Origin of the sequence: Brevundimonas vesicularis (assembly GCF_032067225.1) — a bacterium.
In the GTDB taxonomy this organism is placed as follows: domain Bacteria; phylum Pseudomonadota; class Alphaproteobacteria; order Caulobacterales; family Caulobacteraceae; genus Brevundimonas; species Brevundimonas vesicularis_F.
The window spans coordinates 23,606-39,110 of record NZ_DAMBJX010000010.1; the positions used below are offsets into that span (position 1 = coordinate 23,606).

12 protein-coding genes and 1 tRNA gene are annotated in these 15,505 nt (G+C 67.5%); 9 read left to right on the plus strand and 4 right to left on the minus strand.

Features of this window, described 5'->3' with window-relative positions:
• Window positions 1-35: 35 nt before the first annotated feature.
• The gene (locus RT123_RS04075) at window positions 36-527 is read left to right on the plus strand and encodes a MarR family winged helix-turn-helix transcriptional regulator (RefSeq protein ID WP_165117383.1); all 492 of its coding nucleotides are present in this window, start codon (window positions 36-38) and stop codon (window positions 525-527) included.
• Between the two features lies 1 nt (window position 528).
• Here RT123_RS04075 and RT123_RS04080 read toward each other — a convergent pair whose 3' ends face one another.
• Window positions 529-1,164 (minus strand): squalene/phytoene synthase family protein, encoded by a 636-nt coding sequence (locus tag RT123_RS04080; protein WP_313008004.1) that lies wholly within the window; start codon window positions 1,162-1,164, stop codon window positions 529-531.
• Window positions 1,161-2,102 (minus strand): polyprenyl synthetase family protein, encoded by a 942-nt coding sequence (locus tag RT123_RS04085; protein ID WP_313008035.1) that lies wholly within the window; start codon window positions 2,100-2,102, stop codon window positions 1,161-1,163. Before RT123_RS04085 ends, RT123_RS04080 begins: the two co-directional genes overlap by 4 nt.
• Window positions 2,103-2,300: 198 nt before the next feature.
• Between RT123_RS04085 and RT123_RS04090 the strand changes: the two genes are divergently transcribed.
• The 3 genes from RT123_RS04090 to tgt all read left to right on the plus strand — a co-directional run bounded on the left by RT123_RS04090 (window position 2,301) and on the right by tgt (window position 4,709).
• Complete coding sequence (locus RT123_RS04090; protein ID WP_313008005.1) at window positions 2,301-3,059, plus strand: tRNA1(Val) (adenine(37)-N6)-methyltransferase; 759 nt, start codon at window positions 2,301-2,303, stop codon at window positions 3,057-3,059.
• 63 nt (window positions 3,060-3,122) lie between these two features.
• Entirely contained in the window at window positions 3,123-3,596 is a 474-nt protein-coding gene (locus RT123_RS04095) for a hypothetical protein (RefSeq protein WP_313008006.1), read from the plus strand.
• Window positions 3,597-4,709, plus strand: coding sequence for a tRNA guanosine(34) transglycosylase Tgt (gene tgt / locus RT123_RS04100; protein WP_313008007.1), 1,113 nt, complete (start codon window positions 3,597-3,599; stop codon window positions 4,707-4,709).
• 3 nt (window positions 4,710-4,712) lie between these two features.
• Here the strand turns inward: tgt and RT123_RS04105 are convergent, their stop codons facing one another.
• Window positions 4,713-5,252, minus strand: a complete 540-nt coding sequence (locus RT123_RS04105; protein ID WP_088582188.1) for a hypothetical protein — start codon at window positions 5,250-5,252, stop codon at window positions 4,713-4,715.
• A gap of 112 nt (window positions 5,253-5,364) precedes the next feature.
• Between RT123_RS04105 and RT123_RS04110 the strand changes: the two genes are divergently transcribed.
• Entirely contained in the window at window positions 5,365-7,794 is a 2,430-nt protein-coding gene (locus RT123_RS04110) for a PAS domain-containing protein (RefSeq protein ID WP_313008008.1), read from the plus strand.
• Window positions 7,795-7,838: 44 nt separating this feature from the next.
• Here RT123_RS04110 and RT123_RS04115 read toward each other — a convergent pair.
• A tRNA-Lys gene (locus tag RT123_RS04115) sits at window positions 7,839-7,915 on the minus strand.
• A 94-nt stretch (window positions 7,916-8,009) separates the two neighbouring features.
• Here RT123_RS04115 and RT123_RS04120 point away from each other — a divergent pair.
• The 4 genes from RT123_RS04120 (at window position 8,010) to RT123_RS04135 (ending at window position 15,499) form a co-directional block, all read left to right on the plus strand.
• Window positions 8,010-9,092, plus strand: coding sequence for a CaiB/BaiF CoA-transferase family protein (locus tag RT123_RS04120; RefSeq protein WP_271041495.1), 1,083 nt, complete (start codon window positions 8,010-8,012; stop codon window positions 9,090-9,092).
• A 73-nt stretch (window positions 9,093-9,165) separates the two neighbouring features.
• Complete coding sequence (locus RT123_RS04125) at window positions 9,166-9,429, plus strand: hypothetical protein (protein WP_271041496.1); 264 nt, start codon at window positions 9,166-9,168, stop codon at window positions 9,427-9,429.
• Window positions 9,430-9,473: 44 nt separating this feature from the next.
• Entirely contained in the window at window positions 9,474-11,264 is a 1,791-nt protein-coding gene (locus tag RT123_RS04130) for an autotransporter assembly complex family protein (RefSeq protein WP_271041497.1), read from the plus strand.
• A complete protein-coding gene (locus RT123_RS04135) occupies window positions 11,261-15,499 on the plus strand; it encodes a translocation/assembly module TamB domain-containing protein (RefSeq protein WP_313008009.1) in 4,239 nt (1,412 codons plus the stop codon). Before RT123_RS04130 ends, RT123_RS04135 begins: the two co-directional genes overlap by 4 nt.
• Window positions 15,500-15,505 lie beyond the last annotated feature (6 nt).

A 15,505-nucleotide genomic window follows, 5' to 3' on the forward strand; every position in this document is an offset into this window, starting at 1 on the left:
CTCTCGACCTCAAGTATCTCGATGTCAAGATAACCATGCCCGATAGAGCTTCTCGCGCCGCCGCCCAATGGGCCGTGCAACGCCCCGACCTGGACATGCTGCCGATGGAGGTGCTGGGACGCCTGAACGAGGCATCGCAACTGGTGATCCGCGAGCGCCAGACGCCGCTGTTTGCGCGCTATGGTTTGCAGCACGGCGAGTTCGATGTGCTGGCGACGCTGCGCCGATCGGGCGAACGCGAGGGCCTGACGCCGACGGCGCTATTCGAGGCAGCGATGATGTCGTCTGGCGGCATGACCGCGCGGATCGACCGGCTGGAAAAGGCGGGCTGGGTCGAGCGGCGCCCGCATCCAAGCGACCGACGGGCGACCCTGGTCCGTCTCACGGACAAGGGTTTCGACCTGATCGAGACGATCATGCCCAGCCACCAGGAGACGGCCAAAGAGGCCTTGAGCGGCCTGTCGAGAGAGCATCAAAAAACGCTGAATGCCCTGCTGACCCGCTTGATCGCCGGCCTGAACGGCTAGGTCAGATCCGGCCGCGCAGCACGGCCCAGAGCAGTCGCAGCCGCTTCAGCGGCTCCGGCTGGTCCGGATCGGTAAGGGTCGCGTGAGCCACGGCTGCGAATCCTTCGGGCGGAAGGCGTTTCAGCGCCCCATTGGCGGCGGATTTCAGGGACGCCGCCTCTTGGCGCCGGCCGGTCTGCGTCAGCCCCCAGACGCGGGCCGCATCGGCCACGGCGGCGTCATGCCCCTGCCCTGCCAGCACAAGCGTCGCGACCTGCATTGGGCCGACGTAGAAGGCGTCGAGATCGTGCGGTTCTTCGCGCACGCGGCCGATGTGGGCGTCGATCAGGGCGTCGAACGGCGCACGGTCCAGGCCGTGACGCGCGACGAGATCGGTTAGGGCCTCCAGCACCGGATGGCCCTTGCGCGGCACGCCGGCGAAGACGCCGTCCATCTGTTCCGCCCACCAGGTGTAGCGCATCTCGGCCAGCAGCGGCTGGGTCACGCGCGTGGGGATGGTCATCAGCTCGGCTTCGAAGGCGTAGAGCGTGATGAGATCGACGCGGGCGCGGTCATCCGCGACCAGGCGGCTGGACAGCCAGCGGTCGAGGTCGGCGGTGCGGACCTGTTGGTCGAGCGTATCCGCAGTCTCGGTCAAGCGGCGCGCGACACCGCGAAATCGGCCAGATCTTCCAGCGCGGCGCGCCAGTCGCTGGACGGCAGGACCGACAGGGCGGCCTTGGCCTGATCGGCATAGTCGCCGGCTAGATCCAGGGTCGCGCCGATGGCGCCCGAGCCGATGATGAGTTCGCGCGCGCGGGTGAAGTCTTCGGGTGTCCGCTCGCCCTTGGTCACGGTGCGCTCCCAGAAGGCTTCCTCGCGGCCGCGCGTGCGAGCGACCGCCAGAAGCAGCGGCAGGGTCGCCTTGCCCTCGTTGAAATCGTCGCCGGCGTTCTTGCCCAGCGCCTCCGCCGTCGCGCCGTAGTCCAGGGCGTCGTCGGCCAGCTGGAAGGCGATGCCCAACGCCATACCGTAATCGCGCAAAGCTTTGATCGCGGCCGGATCGGCGCCGGCGCCCACCGCGCCCGCCTCGGCGGCGGCGGCGAACAGTTCGGCGGTCTTGGCCGAGATGATCTGCAGATAGGTGGCCTGATCCAGATTGAGGTCGTGAGCGCGCGTCAGCTGCAGCACCTCGCCCTCGGAGATGACCCGCGAAGCCTCGGCCAGAATGCCCAGGGCGCGCATCGAATCCGTCTCGACCATCAGTTCGAAGGCGCGGGCGAACAGGAAGTCGCCGACCAGGACGCTGGTGGGCGCGCCCCAGATCAGATGGGCCGCGACCTTGCCGCGACGCAGCTCGGACGCATCGATGATGTCGTCATGCAACAGGGTAGCGGTGTGGATGAACTCGACGGCAGCGGCCAGTTTGCGCGGCGCGACGATGTCGTCCGTCGCGCCCACGGCGCGCGCAGCAGCGACGGTCATCAGGGGGCGCAGACGCTTTCCGCCCGCCGACACCAGATGCTCGGCCAGTTTCGGAATGATCGGTACATCCGACTGCATCCGATCCAGGATCAGGGCGTCCACGGCCGCCATATCGACCTCAGCCAGCCGGACAAGGGCGTTGACGTCCCCCTTCGGGCGGTGAGCGGCGGCGATGGCGACGTCCAAACGAATACTCTTTCACTGGCGCGGCGGGCCGCGGGAATGGCTTTTTGCGGCCGGGCCGGCTTGCCCCCGCGAGTTGCGGCGCACAATGATGTTCGACCCCTTGGGGGTCAAGGAGATTGAGGCTTGGAGCCGGTCGAAACCCTGCCGACGACAATCGTCGAGAACGGCCTGTTGAACGGCCGGGTGCGCTTGCGTCAACCCGCGCGCGGCTATCGCGCCGGGATGGATGCAGCTTTGCTGGCGGCGGCGGTCCCGGCCGAGGCGGGCCAGAGCGTGATCGAGGCAGGCTGCGGGGCGGGCGCGGTCCTGATGCAGATCGCGGCGCGACGGCCCGGCGTGATCCTGACGGGATTGGAGCGCGATCCGGCGATGGCGGCGCTGGCTATCGAGAATGCGGCGCTGAACGACGTGGCTGCGACCACCGTGATTCGTCGGGGCGACGTGGCGGCAGGATTTCGGGCCCACGGCGTGGAGCCGGCCGACTGGGCCATATCCAATCCGCCCTTCTTCGATGACGCCACGGCGTTGCGCGCCCCGGCCGAGGGCAAGCGGGGCGCCTGGATGGCCGACGACGGGCTGAAGGCGTGGACCGATTTCCTGTTGAAGGCGGTGAAGGAAGGCGGACGCATCGTGGTCGTTCACCGCGCCGACCGACTGGCCGATCTGCTGGCTCTGTTGGGCGAAAAGGCGGGGTCGTTCGCCGTGCGGCCCATCCATCCCTTCGCGGACGAGCCGGCCAAGCGGGTGCTGGTGCACGCCATCAAGACCGGGCGCGCGCCGCTGCGTCTGCTGCCGCCGCTGATCTTGCACGACCGCGAGGGCGGCGAGCACACCCCCCAGGCCGAGGCGATCCTGCGCGGCGAGGCGTCGCTGGGATGGTGATCGGGTGGTCAATCGCGACCGGAACGCCTAAATGCCGCCTCCTGACGAAATCGAGCCCGCCCCGTGTCACCCGACGACCTTCCGCATGATCTTCAAGACGGCCTGATCGCCGTCGGCGAGGCCGCGCGCGACCTGCGCGAGCCGTGGTGGATCTTCGGCGGAGCGGCGATGGCGCTCTATGGCCTGACCGACATCCATGTGCCCGACATCGACGTGCTGTGCGCGCCGCGCGATGCGCGCAGCCTGTTGGGCGCGCTGGGCGGCGTGGTGATACCCGATCCAGGCGAAGGTCTGTTCCGCTCCGCCGTTTTCGGGCGCGCGCCGGATCAGCCGATCCTGGTCGAGATCATGGCCGATCTGGAGACACGCGACGGCGGCGACTGGACCCCGGTCGCCTTCAGCTCGCGCCGCCGCGTTTTCGTTGAGGACACGCCCCTGTTCGTTCCGGATATCCGGGACCACATCGCCCTGTACCGCCTGTTCGGCCGCCCCAAGGATCTGGCGCGCGTCGAACAGCTTGAACGACTGATCGCCTAAATGCCTTTCCCCTTCCAGATTTCCGCCACCGAGGGCCGCGCCCGCACCGGGGTGCTGAAGACCGCGCGCGGCGATATCCGCACCCCCGCCTTCATGCCGGTCGGCACCGCCGCCACGGTCAAGGCGATGACGGTGGATCAGGTCAAGGCGACCGGCGCCGACATCCTGCTGGGCAACACCTATCACCTGATGCTGCGCCCCGGCCCCGAGCGGATGGAGCGTCTGGGAGGGCTTCACACGTTCATGGGCTGGGACAAGCCCATTCTGACCGACAGCGGCGGGTTCCAGGTCATGTCCCTGGCCGGCATCTCCAAGGTCAAGGAGGAGGCCGTAACCTTCTCCAGCCACATCGATGGCTCCAAACATGTTCTGACGCCTGAGCGGTCGATCGAAATCCAGGCCGACCGGATCGGCGCCGACATCTCGATGCAGCTGGACCAGTGCGTCGCCTATCCGGCCGAGAAGGATGCGGCCAAAAAGGCGATGGAGCTGTCGATCCGCTGGGGCGCGCGGTCCAAGGCCCGGTTCGGCCAGCGTGAAAACCAGGCCCTGTTCGGCATCCAGCAAGGATCCACCTTCGAGGACTTGCGCCGCCAGTCATCGGAGCAGTTGCAAGAAATCGGTTTCGACGGCTACGCCATCGGCGGTCTGGCGGTCGGCGAAGGCCACCAGGCCATGTGCGAGGTGCTGGACTATGCGCCCGAAATGCTGCCGTTCGATCGTCCGCGCTATCTGATGGGCGTGGGCAAGCCGGTCGACTTGGTCGAGGCGGTGTATCGCGGCGTGGACATGTTTGACTGCGTCCTGCCGACCCGCGCCGGCCGTCACGGCCAGGCCTGGACCTGGGACGGGCCGCTGAACCTGAAGAACGCCCGCTTCGCCGAGGATCAGGACCCGCTGGACCCGACCATCGACGGCCCGTCGTCGCAGTATTCGAAGGCCTATTTGCACCACCTGATCCGCGCCGACGAAATCCTCGGGAAGGTGCTGCTGAGCTGGCACAACATCGCCTTTTATCAGGCGCTGACGGCGGCCATGCGCGCGGCGATTTCCGAGGGTCGGTTCGAGCAGTTCAGGCGCGACTTCCACGCGCGCCACATGTCGAACGGCTGACGCCTAAGGGTGCGGTCTGAACCAGCTGGGCGCCGCCGGCGGCGCGCAGTTCCGCTGCATGCCCATGCCCTTCAGGAAGGCGCGGCGCATTCGGCCCGACTGAATGGCCGACTGAACGTGCTTTGAATGCTGTTCGGCGCCGCTCAATCGACGAATCCAGTTTCGGCCGGGAATAAAGTCGGTCGTCGTGTCGCGAATGGCGTTCAGCGCCGCCTTGGCCGCCGCATCCGCCGCCCGCTCACTGAGATAGGAGCCATCCTGACGCGGCGGTTCGTCCGTATCGGGTCCCAGCGCTTCGTCGAGCCTTGCGACCTCTGCGCCGATGGTCGTGCATTGATTCAGATTGCGCAGGTCGTAGGGATTGGCTTCGGCTTGCAGCAGCACCGTCGGGATTATCTGACGACGCAGGTTGAAGTCTTCCAGCGGCGCCGTCGCCGCCGCCGCGAAGCCCGCCCCGACCTGTTCGGCGCCGCCCATCGCCGACCGACCGGCATTGCAACCGGAAAGCGCAACAAGACTGACTGCGAGAAGAAGGCGTTTCATGTGGTGGCTTAGATCACGCCTGGGCTGGCGATTAAAGCGTAGCGGCGGAAGCGGTCGGTAACGAAGAATTCTCTGATTTTAGGTCACTTTGACCGGTCGTTGGAGTTCGGTCGTGCCTTACATCGCCAAGAGCCTGGAAGCCCTGGACGCCCCTGCTGGTCCGTTCCAACGTCTTACGGAACTGGCCTGCACGGTTTTCGATGCGCCCGCCGCCGTCGTCACCCTGGTCAGCGGCGACAACGCCGTCCTGTGGTGCAGCGATCGTGAACTTGTTCGAAGCCTGCCGCGCGAACGCACCCTCGGCGACCGTCTGCTGCGCCGGGGCAAGGGCGCCGTCCTCGTGGTCGAAGACGGTCTGGCGGACCCCGCAGCGCGCAATCATTTCCTGGTTGCGCCCCCCTATAATCTGCGTTTCTACGCCGGCGTGACGATCTGCGGCCCGGACGGTCAGCCGCTGGGCGCGTTCGGCGTCATGGATCGCAAACCCCGCCCTCACCCCTCCGACGCTCAGATCGCGACGCTGCGAACCCTGGGCGCCATGGCCGAAGACATCATCGCGTCGCTGGAAGTCGGTCGCGTCAGCGATGAGCGCCACGGCACGCTGGAGCTGATCGAAAACATGGCCGGCGTAGGTCATTGGCGGTTGGAACTGGCCAGCGGCAAGGTCCACTGGTCCGACGAGGTGTTCCGCATCCACGGTCTGGATCGCAAAACCTTCGATCCCCAGGTTGACTCGGCCATCGACCGTTATCACCCCGACGATAGGCCCGGATTGTTGGCGGCGATCGCACACTCGGCCGAAACCGGCGATGGCTACAAAATGCGGCTTCGGCTGATTCGCGCCGATGGCGAGGAGCGTGCGGTTCTGACCCAGGCGCGCGCCGAACGTGACGACGCCGGGGTCGTGAAGGTCCTTTACGGCGTGTTTCAGGACATCACAGACCAGCAGGCCCAGATCGCCCGCGCTCAGCGTGACGAGGCGCGCTATCGGCTATTGGCCGAAAACGTGGGCGATGTGATCACCCGCGTTCGCCCGGACGGCACCAGCAAATACATCTCTCCGGCGATCGAAAGCCTGCTCGGCTGGACCACCGAAGAGATGAACGGCCGGCCCATGGACTATGTCCATCCCGATGATCGAGAAATGGTGACCCGGGCCGTGCTGGGAACCATCCACACCAAAGAGCCGTGCCGGCTGGAGCACCGCGCCCTTCATCGAGACGGTTCGATCGTCTGGGTCGAATGCACCTTCCGCGCCCTCGCTGCCGAAACGGGCAAGCCGTCGGAGGTGGTGGTGGTCATCCGTGATATGACGGATCGCAAGATCCTGGCCGACGAACTGGTCACCGCGCGCGACCGGGCGGAGGCGGCGGCGGCCGCCAAGAGCGAGTTCCTGGCGAACATGAGCCACGAACTGCGCACGCCTCTGACCAGCGTCATCGGCTTTTCCAACCTGCTGAAGGCCAGCGAGGCCTTGCCCGAGGCCGAGAAGGGCTATGTCGCGCGCATCGCCACGGCTAGCGAGGCCCTGCTGTCGGTCATCAACGACGTGCTGGACTATTCCAAGCTCGAAGCTGGCATGATCGAGCTGGAACCCCAGCGGTTCGATCCAGCCGCCCTGGCGCACGAGACAGTCCAGATGATGGAGGCCCAGTGTCTGGCCAAAGGTCTGGCGCTGCACGTCAACTTGTCGCCGGACATGCCGGATCGCCTGATGGGCGACCAGGCCCGTCTTCGACAGATCCTGCTCAACCTGCTGGGCAATGCGGTGAAGTTCACCAGCCAGGGCTCGGTCAGCCTGTCGGTCGGCGGGGCCTTGGAGGCGAACGGCGCATGGCGTCTGACGGCCGAGGTGACCGATACCGGCATCGGCATGAGCCCTCAGACCCAAGCCCATCTGTTCGAACGCTTCTCGCAGGCGGATCGGTCGACGACCCGGCTCTACGGGGGCACCGGCCTGGGGCTGGCGATCTCGCGGCGGCTGGCGCGGGCGATGGACGGCGATATCGTCGTCACGAGCCAGCCCGGCCTGGGATCGACGTTCAAGGTGACCGTCCCGCTGCACATCGCCGAGGGCGGATCGGAGGCCGAGGGACCGCGCCTCAGCGTGATGCCCGAGGGCCGCGTGTTGATCGCCGACGACGCACCGGCCAACCGCGAACTGATCAGCGTCATCCTTGTCGGCATGGGACTGGAGGTCGCTACCGCCAGCGATGGGGCCGAAGCGGTGCATGCGGTGCAGTCCGAAGTCTACGACCTCGTCCTGATGGATATGCAGATGCCGGTCATGGACGGCCTGACGGCCACGCGTGAGATTCGCCGTATCGAGCAGGGCGGCGGACGCCGACTGCCGATCATCGCCCTGTCCGCCAATGTTCAGCCGGACCAGATCCAGCTGTGTCGCGACGCCGGCATGGACGACCACCTGGCCAAGCCGCTGCAACTGCCGGCCCTGGTCGCCACCCTGTCGAAGTATCTCGACAAGTCGAACGCTCCGATCGCGGCAGATGCGACTGCGCCGGGTCGCTTTGCGACCCACTAACCCAAGTCCCAGACAGCAAAAAGCCCGCCGAAGCGGGCTTTAAATGGTACGTCCTCTCGGGCTCGAACCGAGGACCCTCTGATTAAAAGTCAGATGCTCTAACCAACTGAGCTAAGGACGCACCGCGCGACGTCCGGGCTGGCCCGAACCGTCGAAGGGCGCCTTCTGTTGTAATCCGGCCTTCCGGTCAAGACCCGGTCTGCTACTCATTGGGCATGAAACCGTTAAATGGCGTCCGCATCATCGAATTCGACGGCTTGGGTCCGGTCACCTTCGCCGGAATGATGCTGGCGGACCTGGGGGCGGAGGTGGTGCGGCTGACGCGCGACGCCTCGGCCGGACCGGCGGTTTTCGACGAGGTCGGAGGCGAGGTGCTGCATCGGGGACGAGCGGCCGTTCCGGTCGATCTGAAATCACCGGCCGATCGCGAGCGCATCCTGCAGCTGATCGATGGGGCCGACGCGGTGATTGAAGGTTTTCGACCCGGCGTCATGGAGCGGCTGGGCTATGGTCCCGACGCCCTCCAGGCGCGAAAGCCCGCGCTGGTGTTTGGACGCGTGACGGGGTGGGGCCAGACGGGGCCGCTAGCGAATGTAGTCGGGCATGATCTGAACTACATCGGCCTGTCCGGAGTGTTGCATGCCATGGGCGAGGCGGATCATCCGCCCTCCCCGCCGTTGAACCTGGTCGGAGATTACGGCGGCGGGGCCATGCTGCTGGTGGTCGGAGTGCTGGCCGCGCTGGTGGAGGCTAGGTCAACGGGCAAGGGACGCGTGGTGGACGCCGCCATGACGGACGGGGCGGCTCTGCTGGGCGGTCTGTTCCAGGCCTTGCGGGGTCGGGGGCTGTGGAGCGACCGGCGCGGAGCCAACCTGCTGGACGGGGGCGCGCCCTTCTATCGCTGCTACGCCTGTCGCGACGGCGGGTTCGTGGCGGTGGCGGCGCTGGAGCCGCGTTTCTACGCTGCGCTGCTGGCCGGCCTGGAGATCGATCCGGCTGACGCGGTTCAATACGACATCGCCGCCTGGCCGGCCCTGCAAGCGCGGTTTGCGGCCTTATTCGCAAGCAGAGACCGCGATGACTGGAGCGCCCATTTCGCCGGGACGGAAGCCTGCGTCACGCCCGTGCTGAGCCTGGCCGAGGCGCCGGATCATCCGCACAATCAGGCGCGTGGAACATACCACAGCGGCCTGCCGCAACCCGCGCCCCGTTTCGACGGCGTAGTTGCTGCGCCCTCCCCCAAGTCCGAACTGACCTTGGATCAAATGGTCACAAAATGGTCCGATCACGCAGGATGACCGACGCAGATTTCGGCGCTAAGGGAACAGCTTAGCGCGACAGGCGTTTGGTCGGCGGAGACCGGGGACTTTCATGACACGCTCGATTTTTGTCTTGGCCGCCGCCGCTAGCGTGCTCGCGTTGTCGGCCTGCGACGACCGTCCTTCGCGCTCGGACGACGACTATCGAGAGATGTCGGTCGAGCCGGCGCCTCCGCCGGTCAAGGAAGACACTCCCCCGCCTGCGCCAGAGGTTCAGGACCCGACGCCCACGCCCCCGCCGTCGACGACGCTTCCGCCTGAGGAACGCACGTCTGAACAGTCGGTCCAGCCCGAGAGCGAGACGCTGTTCTACTGACGAACAGGTTTGCCGGGGGGCGTCCTTTTGACGAAAGATTGAGTTTGACGTTCAGGCCTACCCTGCTGGTCGCCCTCGCGGCGTTTTCGGCCTGCGCCCATGCAGCGGCGGCGGAACCCCGCGCGCAGATCCGGGGCGACATGGACGGCGATCTGCGGCGGGCGCTGGAGCGGGCCGTGGGCGAGGTGGACGGCGCGCCGGCCAGCCGCTTCGAGGCGCGTCGTCGCGCCGAGAGCGCCGTGACCTCGGCGACCGCCCTGCTGCGGTCCGAAGGCTACTATCAACCGGTCGTCGAAGACATCGTCGAGGGCGAGGAGACGCCGATCGCGGTGGTTTCGGTCGAACCGGGGCGCCGTTTCCTGCTGACCGTCCCGACGATCCAGTGGGCCGACCCCGCGCCTGAGGCCGAGGCGGCGGACAAGGCCAAGACTGCGATCGCGCTGAAGGCGGGCGATCCAGGTAGAGCGGCAGACGTCATATCCGGCGAAGGTCGGGCCGTGGCGGCGTTGGTACGTGACGGCTATGCCGACGCCAAGGCCAATCCGCGCCGTGTCGTGGTGGATCACGCGGCCTTCACCGTCGCGCCCGAGTATCGCATCGCCTCCGGCGCGCTGGTGCGTCTGGACGGCGTGCGCCTGACCAGCCAGGGCCGCACCAATCCCGCCTGGGTGGCGGGCCTGGCGCCGTGGAACGAGGGCGATCGCTACGATCCCGAGATGGTCGCGGAGCTAGAACGCCGGCTGCTGGACACCGGCGTCTATGACGGCGTCAGCGTCGCGCTGTCGCCGCTGGACCAGATCACCGCCGACGGTCATCGCCCGGTCGTGGTCAGCCTGCAAGACCGCCCCCGTCGCGTGCTGGAGGCCGGCGCCACCTGGTCAACGGCCGAGGGCGCGGGCGTGGACGTGATCCAGACCCGCTACAACCGCTTCGGCCGCGCCGACACCCTGAGGCTTGAAGCGCGACTGGCCGACATCGACAGCCGGATCGGCGCCGACCTGTCCCTGCCCCACTGGCGCCGACCCGGCCGGACGCTGAAGCTGGGCGCGGCGGTCGTAAACGAAGACACCGACGCCTATCTGCGCACCGCCGTGGTTCTGTACGCCGACCTGCAACAGCGGATCGGCAAGACCTCCTATTTCAACTACGGAATCGGGCTGGACGCCGGGCGCTACAGCGAGACTCGCTACGACTTCACCACCCTGCCCCCGCAGCGCGTGACCTTCGACCGTGATCTGGCGATCATCACCGCGCGGACCAGCGCCTACATCGACCGCTCCAATGATCCGCTGAACCCGACCAAGGGCTGGCGGGTCAATCTGGCGGTTCAGCCGACGGCGGTGACCGGCGAGAGCAACATCCTGTTCCTGCGCACCGAAACGCAAGGCACCGCCTACTTCCCCGTCGCGGGTGATCGCACCATCCTGGCCGGGCGCATGAAGATCGGCTCCATCGTCGGCGGCAGCGAGCTGAACGTGCCGGCCGACCGTCTGTTCTATTCCGGCGGCGGGGGTTCGGTGCGGGGCTATTCGTACCAGAACGTCAATCCGCAGCTGCCGGACGGCACGCCGCGCGGCGGTCTGTCGCTGTTCGAAACCTCGTTCGAGGTGCGCCAGTCGATCGGTCAGAGCTTCCAGGCCGTCGCCTTCGTCGACGCTGGGTCCGTTGGCTTCCAGGAGACGCCGAACCTGACCAACATGCGCTACGGCGCGGGCGTGGGCGTGCGCTACATGCTGCCCTTCGGGCCGATCCGGGCGGATGTCGCCATGCCGCTCAACAAGCGTGAGGGCGATTCCGCCTTCCAGATCTACATCAGCATCGGGCAGGCGTTTTGACCGATACACCGCCCGAAGCCACGCCTGAAGAAGCGACGACGCCGGCCAAGGCCGCGCGGCCCGCGAAGCCGCGTCGCGGGCTGATCAGACGCATCGCCCTGGGCGTGGGCGTCGTGCTGGCCGGACTACTGGTGCTGATCGCCGCCGCCCTGGTCGGAGGGCGTTACTACATCGCCTCGGACGGCGGTCGCGACATGGTTCTGCAACGGCTTCAGGACCTGAAGATCAGCCGCTACGGCCGGCTGAAGGTCTATGGGCTGAAGGGCGATCTGCTCAGCGACTTCACCATCGACCGCATCACATTGGCCGACAGTCAGGGTATCTGGCTGGAGGCGAACAACCTCAGCATGGACTGGTCGTATCTGGCCCTGCTGGGCCGCAGCTTCCATGCAAACGACATCAAGGCCGAGACCATTCGCGTCCTTCGTCGGCCCGTGGTCGAGCCGCCCACTGGCGAACCGCCCAGCCCTCAGCCGATCTCGGTCCGCATCGACAAGTTCGCGGCCAACATCGAACTGATGGAAGGTTTTTCCAAGGAATACGGCCGTTGGAGCCTGTCGGGGAACGCCAGCCTGCCACGCGCCGGGGCCAAGAGCGCGATGGTCAACGCCGACAGCCTGAACCGTCCGGGCGACTTCCTGCGTCTGGCGGCGACATTTGGGGGCAAACTCGAAGACACGCGCCTGAACCTGCGCGCCAACGAGGCTCAGGGCGGACCGCTGGCCGGCGCCTTGGGCTATTCGCCGGATCAGCCGTTCTCGGCGGTCGCGGTTCTGAACGCGGATGTCGTCAATGCGCGGGTTCAGACGGGACAGTTCGTCCCCCTGATCGTCCAAGGCCATTTCGGCGACAAGGGCTCTCGCGTCGCGGGCTTCGCTGACTTCAGCAACTCGGACCTGCTGGCGCCCTTCGTCACCAAGATCGGCCGCACCGCGCGGTTCGGCTTCGCCATGGTTCCTACGCCGGACAAGGCCAGCCAGGGCGTGGCGTGGAAGCTGATTTCCGACAACGTCCAGTCCGAGGCGCGCGGCCTGATCCGCAACTCCGATCGCAGTTCGCCCGATGGGATCAGCCTCAACATTCAGACGGCCTCGCTGAGCCGGCTGGTCGGGTCCGATGTGGCGGGACCAGCGGCCTATTCCGGCCTGTTCAAGGGCGACGCCCAGACTTGGACGCTGGACGGCCAGGTCACCCTGCTGAACGCCAATGTCGCCAGCTATCGCGCCACGCGCATCGCCGGACCGCTGAACGTCGCGGTCAAGAACGGCCGGATTGATCTGGACGGCGACATTCGCGCGAACGGCGGATCGGGCGAAGGCATCATCGGCGGTCTCTTGGGTCCGGCCCCGCGCGTGCAGATGAAGGCGGCGCGGATGAAAGACGGCGCCATCCTGCTGACCAAGGTCGATCTGCAGGGCCAAGGCCTGACGCTGAATGGCTCGGGCTCGCGCAATCTGCTGGGCGGGATGAACTTCCGCGGCGAGGCGCAACTGACCGACGCCAGGCGCGTGCTGGCCGATGCGCGCGGCGCCTTCGGCGGTCCGATCCGGGCTTCGTCGGCGCGGGCCGGCGCGCCATGGGTGCTGAACTTCGAGGGACGGGGCCGCAATCTGACAGTGGGTCTGGACGAACTGGATCGCCTGCTCGGCAAGACGCCGCGCCTGCAACTGGCCGGCAAGCTGAACGGCGGACGCATCGAGGTCGAGCGCGGCGAACTGACCGGCGCGGCCGGTCGCGCGGGGGCCAAGGGCATCATCGAAACCGCCGGCAAGCTGAGGCTGGCGCTGGACTGGAACGCGCGTGGCCCGTTCGCGGCCGGGCCGGTCGAGATCGGCGGCGACATGAACGGACGCGGCGCCCTGACCGGTACACTGGCCCAGCCGCGCGTCGATCTGACCGCTGGCTTCCAGCAGGTCACGGCCGGCGCGCTGACGCTGAACAACGCCGATCTGACGCTGAGCTTCCGCAAGGGCGCGGATGCGTCGGACGGCCGGATTTCTGTGGTCAGCGGCTCGAACTATGGGCCGGCGCGCGCCTCGGGCAATTTCTTCCTGGGCGGCAAGCGCATTCGGCTCAGCGATCTGGACGTGGACGCCGGCGGCGTAACGGCCAGGGGCGCGATCGCCCTGTCCGACAGCATTCCCTCCAGCGCAGACCTGACCTTCTCGGCGCGCGCCGGGGCCTTCCTGGCTTCGGGCGAAGCCAACGGACGGGTGCGGCTGACCGACGGCGGCGGATCGGACAGCGCCATTCTGGACGTCAGCGGCCGCAATGTCCGGCTGGCGGGTCAGAGCTGGATCATTCGCAAGCTGGATCTGGACGGGCACGGCACGCTGAACAACCTGCCCTTCACCCTGGCGCTGGACGTGGGCGGCCCCAACCCTGCCCAGTTTAACGGCACGGGCGTCTATTCCCGGCAGAACACGACCCACGGTCTGACGCTGCGCGGCGGCGGACGGGTGCGCGAGGTGGCGTTCACGACCCGCAGCCCGGCCTCGATCACTCTGAACGGGGCCACGCGCACGGCGCATCTGGATCTGGGCGTGGGCGGCGGCGTGCTGCTGGCCGACCTGCGTCAGGATGCGCGCGGCGCGGCGATCCAAGCCGACCTGACGCGGGTCGATCTGGGCTCGATCTCGCCCGAACTGCGCGGCAGCGTGACGGGCCAGGTCGCCCTGCGCGGCGCCGGCAGCGATCTGTCGGGTACGGCCAATATCGCCCTTCAGAACGTGCGCAGCATCGACGCGCCGCGCGGCCTGGCCGTCGACGGACGCGTGGACGCGACCCTGGCGGGCGACCGGCTGAGCATCAAGGCGACGGCAGTCGACGAGGGCGCGGTTCAGGCCTCGGCTGACGTCGTCCTGCCGGTCGAGGCCTCGGCCGCGCCGCTGCGGCTGGCCATCGCCCGGACGCGCGAGATGTCGGGCCGGGTGTCGATCAATGGGCAGATCCAGCCGATCTGGGACCTGTTCTTGGGCGGCGACCGCAGTCTGGCGGGTCAGGTGGCGGGTCAGGCGACGATCGGCGGGACGCTGAACGCACCGCGTCTGAACGGCCGGTTCGATCTGAGCCAAGGCTCCTATCGCGAGAACGCGGTCGGCCTGGTGCTCAGCGACCTGACGCTGCGGACCCGGTTCGACGACACAGCCGCCCAGATCGAGACCTTCACGGCCAATGACGGCAAGGGCGGCACGGTGTCCGGCCAGGGCCGCATCGGTCTGCGCCAGGGCTCCGGATCGAACGCGCAACTGATGCTGAACCGGTTCCGGGTCATCGACAACGATATCGCCGAGGCCCGCGCCTCGGGCCCGATCACCATCGTTCGCGGCGCCGACGGCAATATTCAGCTGGGCGGCCGCATCGACATCGACGAGGCCAAGATCGAACCGGAACTGCCCGGCGCCACCGGCATCGTCTCGATGGATGTGGTCGAGATCAATCGTCCCGGCGGCGATCCGGAGGAGACGGAGCAGAAGGCGCGCGGTCCGCAGATCGGCATGGACATCGTCCTGCGTTCCAGCGGCGGCAAGGTGCGGGTCAACGGTCGCGGCCTGAACGTGATCCTGGACGTGAACGCCCGGGTGCGCGGCACGATCGCCCAGCCGCAACTGACCGGGACGGCCAATGTGGTGCGCGGCGATTATGAGTTCGCGGGCAAGCGGTTCGTGTTCGACGACACCGGACGCGTCACCCTGTCGACCGATCCCAAACAGATCCGTCTGAATCTGGCGGCGACGCGTGAGGACGCGGCCCTGACGGCCTCGATCAACGTCACGGGCACGGCGGCCGAACCCAAGATCGCCCTGACCTCCACCCCGTCCCTGCCCCAGGACGAAATCCTGTCGCAGGTGCTGTTCGGACGGTCGGCGTCGCAGCTGTCGGCGTTCGAGGCGGCGCAGTTGGCGGCCGGGGTCGCGGCCCTGGCGGGCGGCGGCGGGTTCGACGTGATCGGCAACCTGCGCGAACTGGCGGGTCTGGACCGGCTGTCGTTCGGCGGCGACGCGTCTGCGGTCACGGTTGCGGGCGGTCGCTACATCACCGACGACGTCTATCTGGAGGTCATCGGCGGCGGTCAGAATGGTGCGGCGGTCAAGGTCGAATGGCAGCCTCGGCGCAACGTCGCCATCGCCTCGCAGTTCGGCGGCCAGGGCCAGACCAGCCTGTCGATCCGCTGGCGTCACGAAAGCCGCGAAGCGGGCGACCGTCGTCCGAACCGGGGCGGCCGGAACCGCTAGGCCGCC

What these genes read in the sequence shown, in the direction of transcription:
- RT123_RS04075 (WP_165117383.1), top strand. Translation starts at nt 36, where the DNA reads ATGCCCGATAGAGCTTCTCGCGCCGCCGCCCAATGGGCCGTGCAACGC.
- RT123_RS04085 (WP_313008035.1), bottom strand. Translation starts at nt 2,102, where the DNA reads ATGGCGGCCGTGGACGCCCTGATCCTGGATCGGATGCAGTCGGATGTA.
- tgt (WP_313008007.1), top strand. Translation starts at nt 3,597, where the DNA reads ATGCCTTTCCCCTTCCAGATTTCCGCCACCGAGGGCCGCGCCCGCACC.
- RT123_RS04105 (WP_088582188.1), bottom strand. Translation starts at nt 5,252, where the DNA reads ATGAAACGCCTTCTTCTCGCAGTCAGTCTTGTTGCGCTTTCCGGTTGC.
- RT123_RS04120 (WP_271041495.1), top strand. Translation starts at nt 8,010, where the DNA reads ATGAAACCGTTAAATGGCGTCCGCATCATCGAATTCGACGGCTTGGGT.
- RT123_RS04125 (WP_271041496.1), top strand. Translation starts at nt 9,166, where the DNA reads ATGACACGCTCGATTTTTGTCTTGGCCGCCGCCGCTAGCGTGCTCGCG.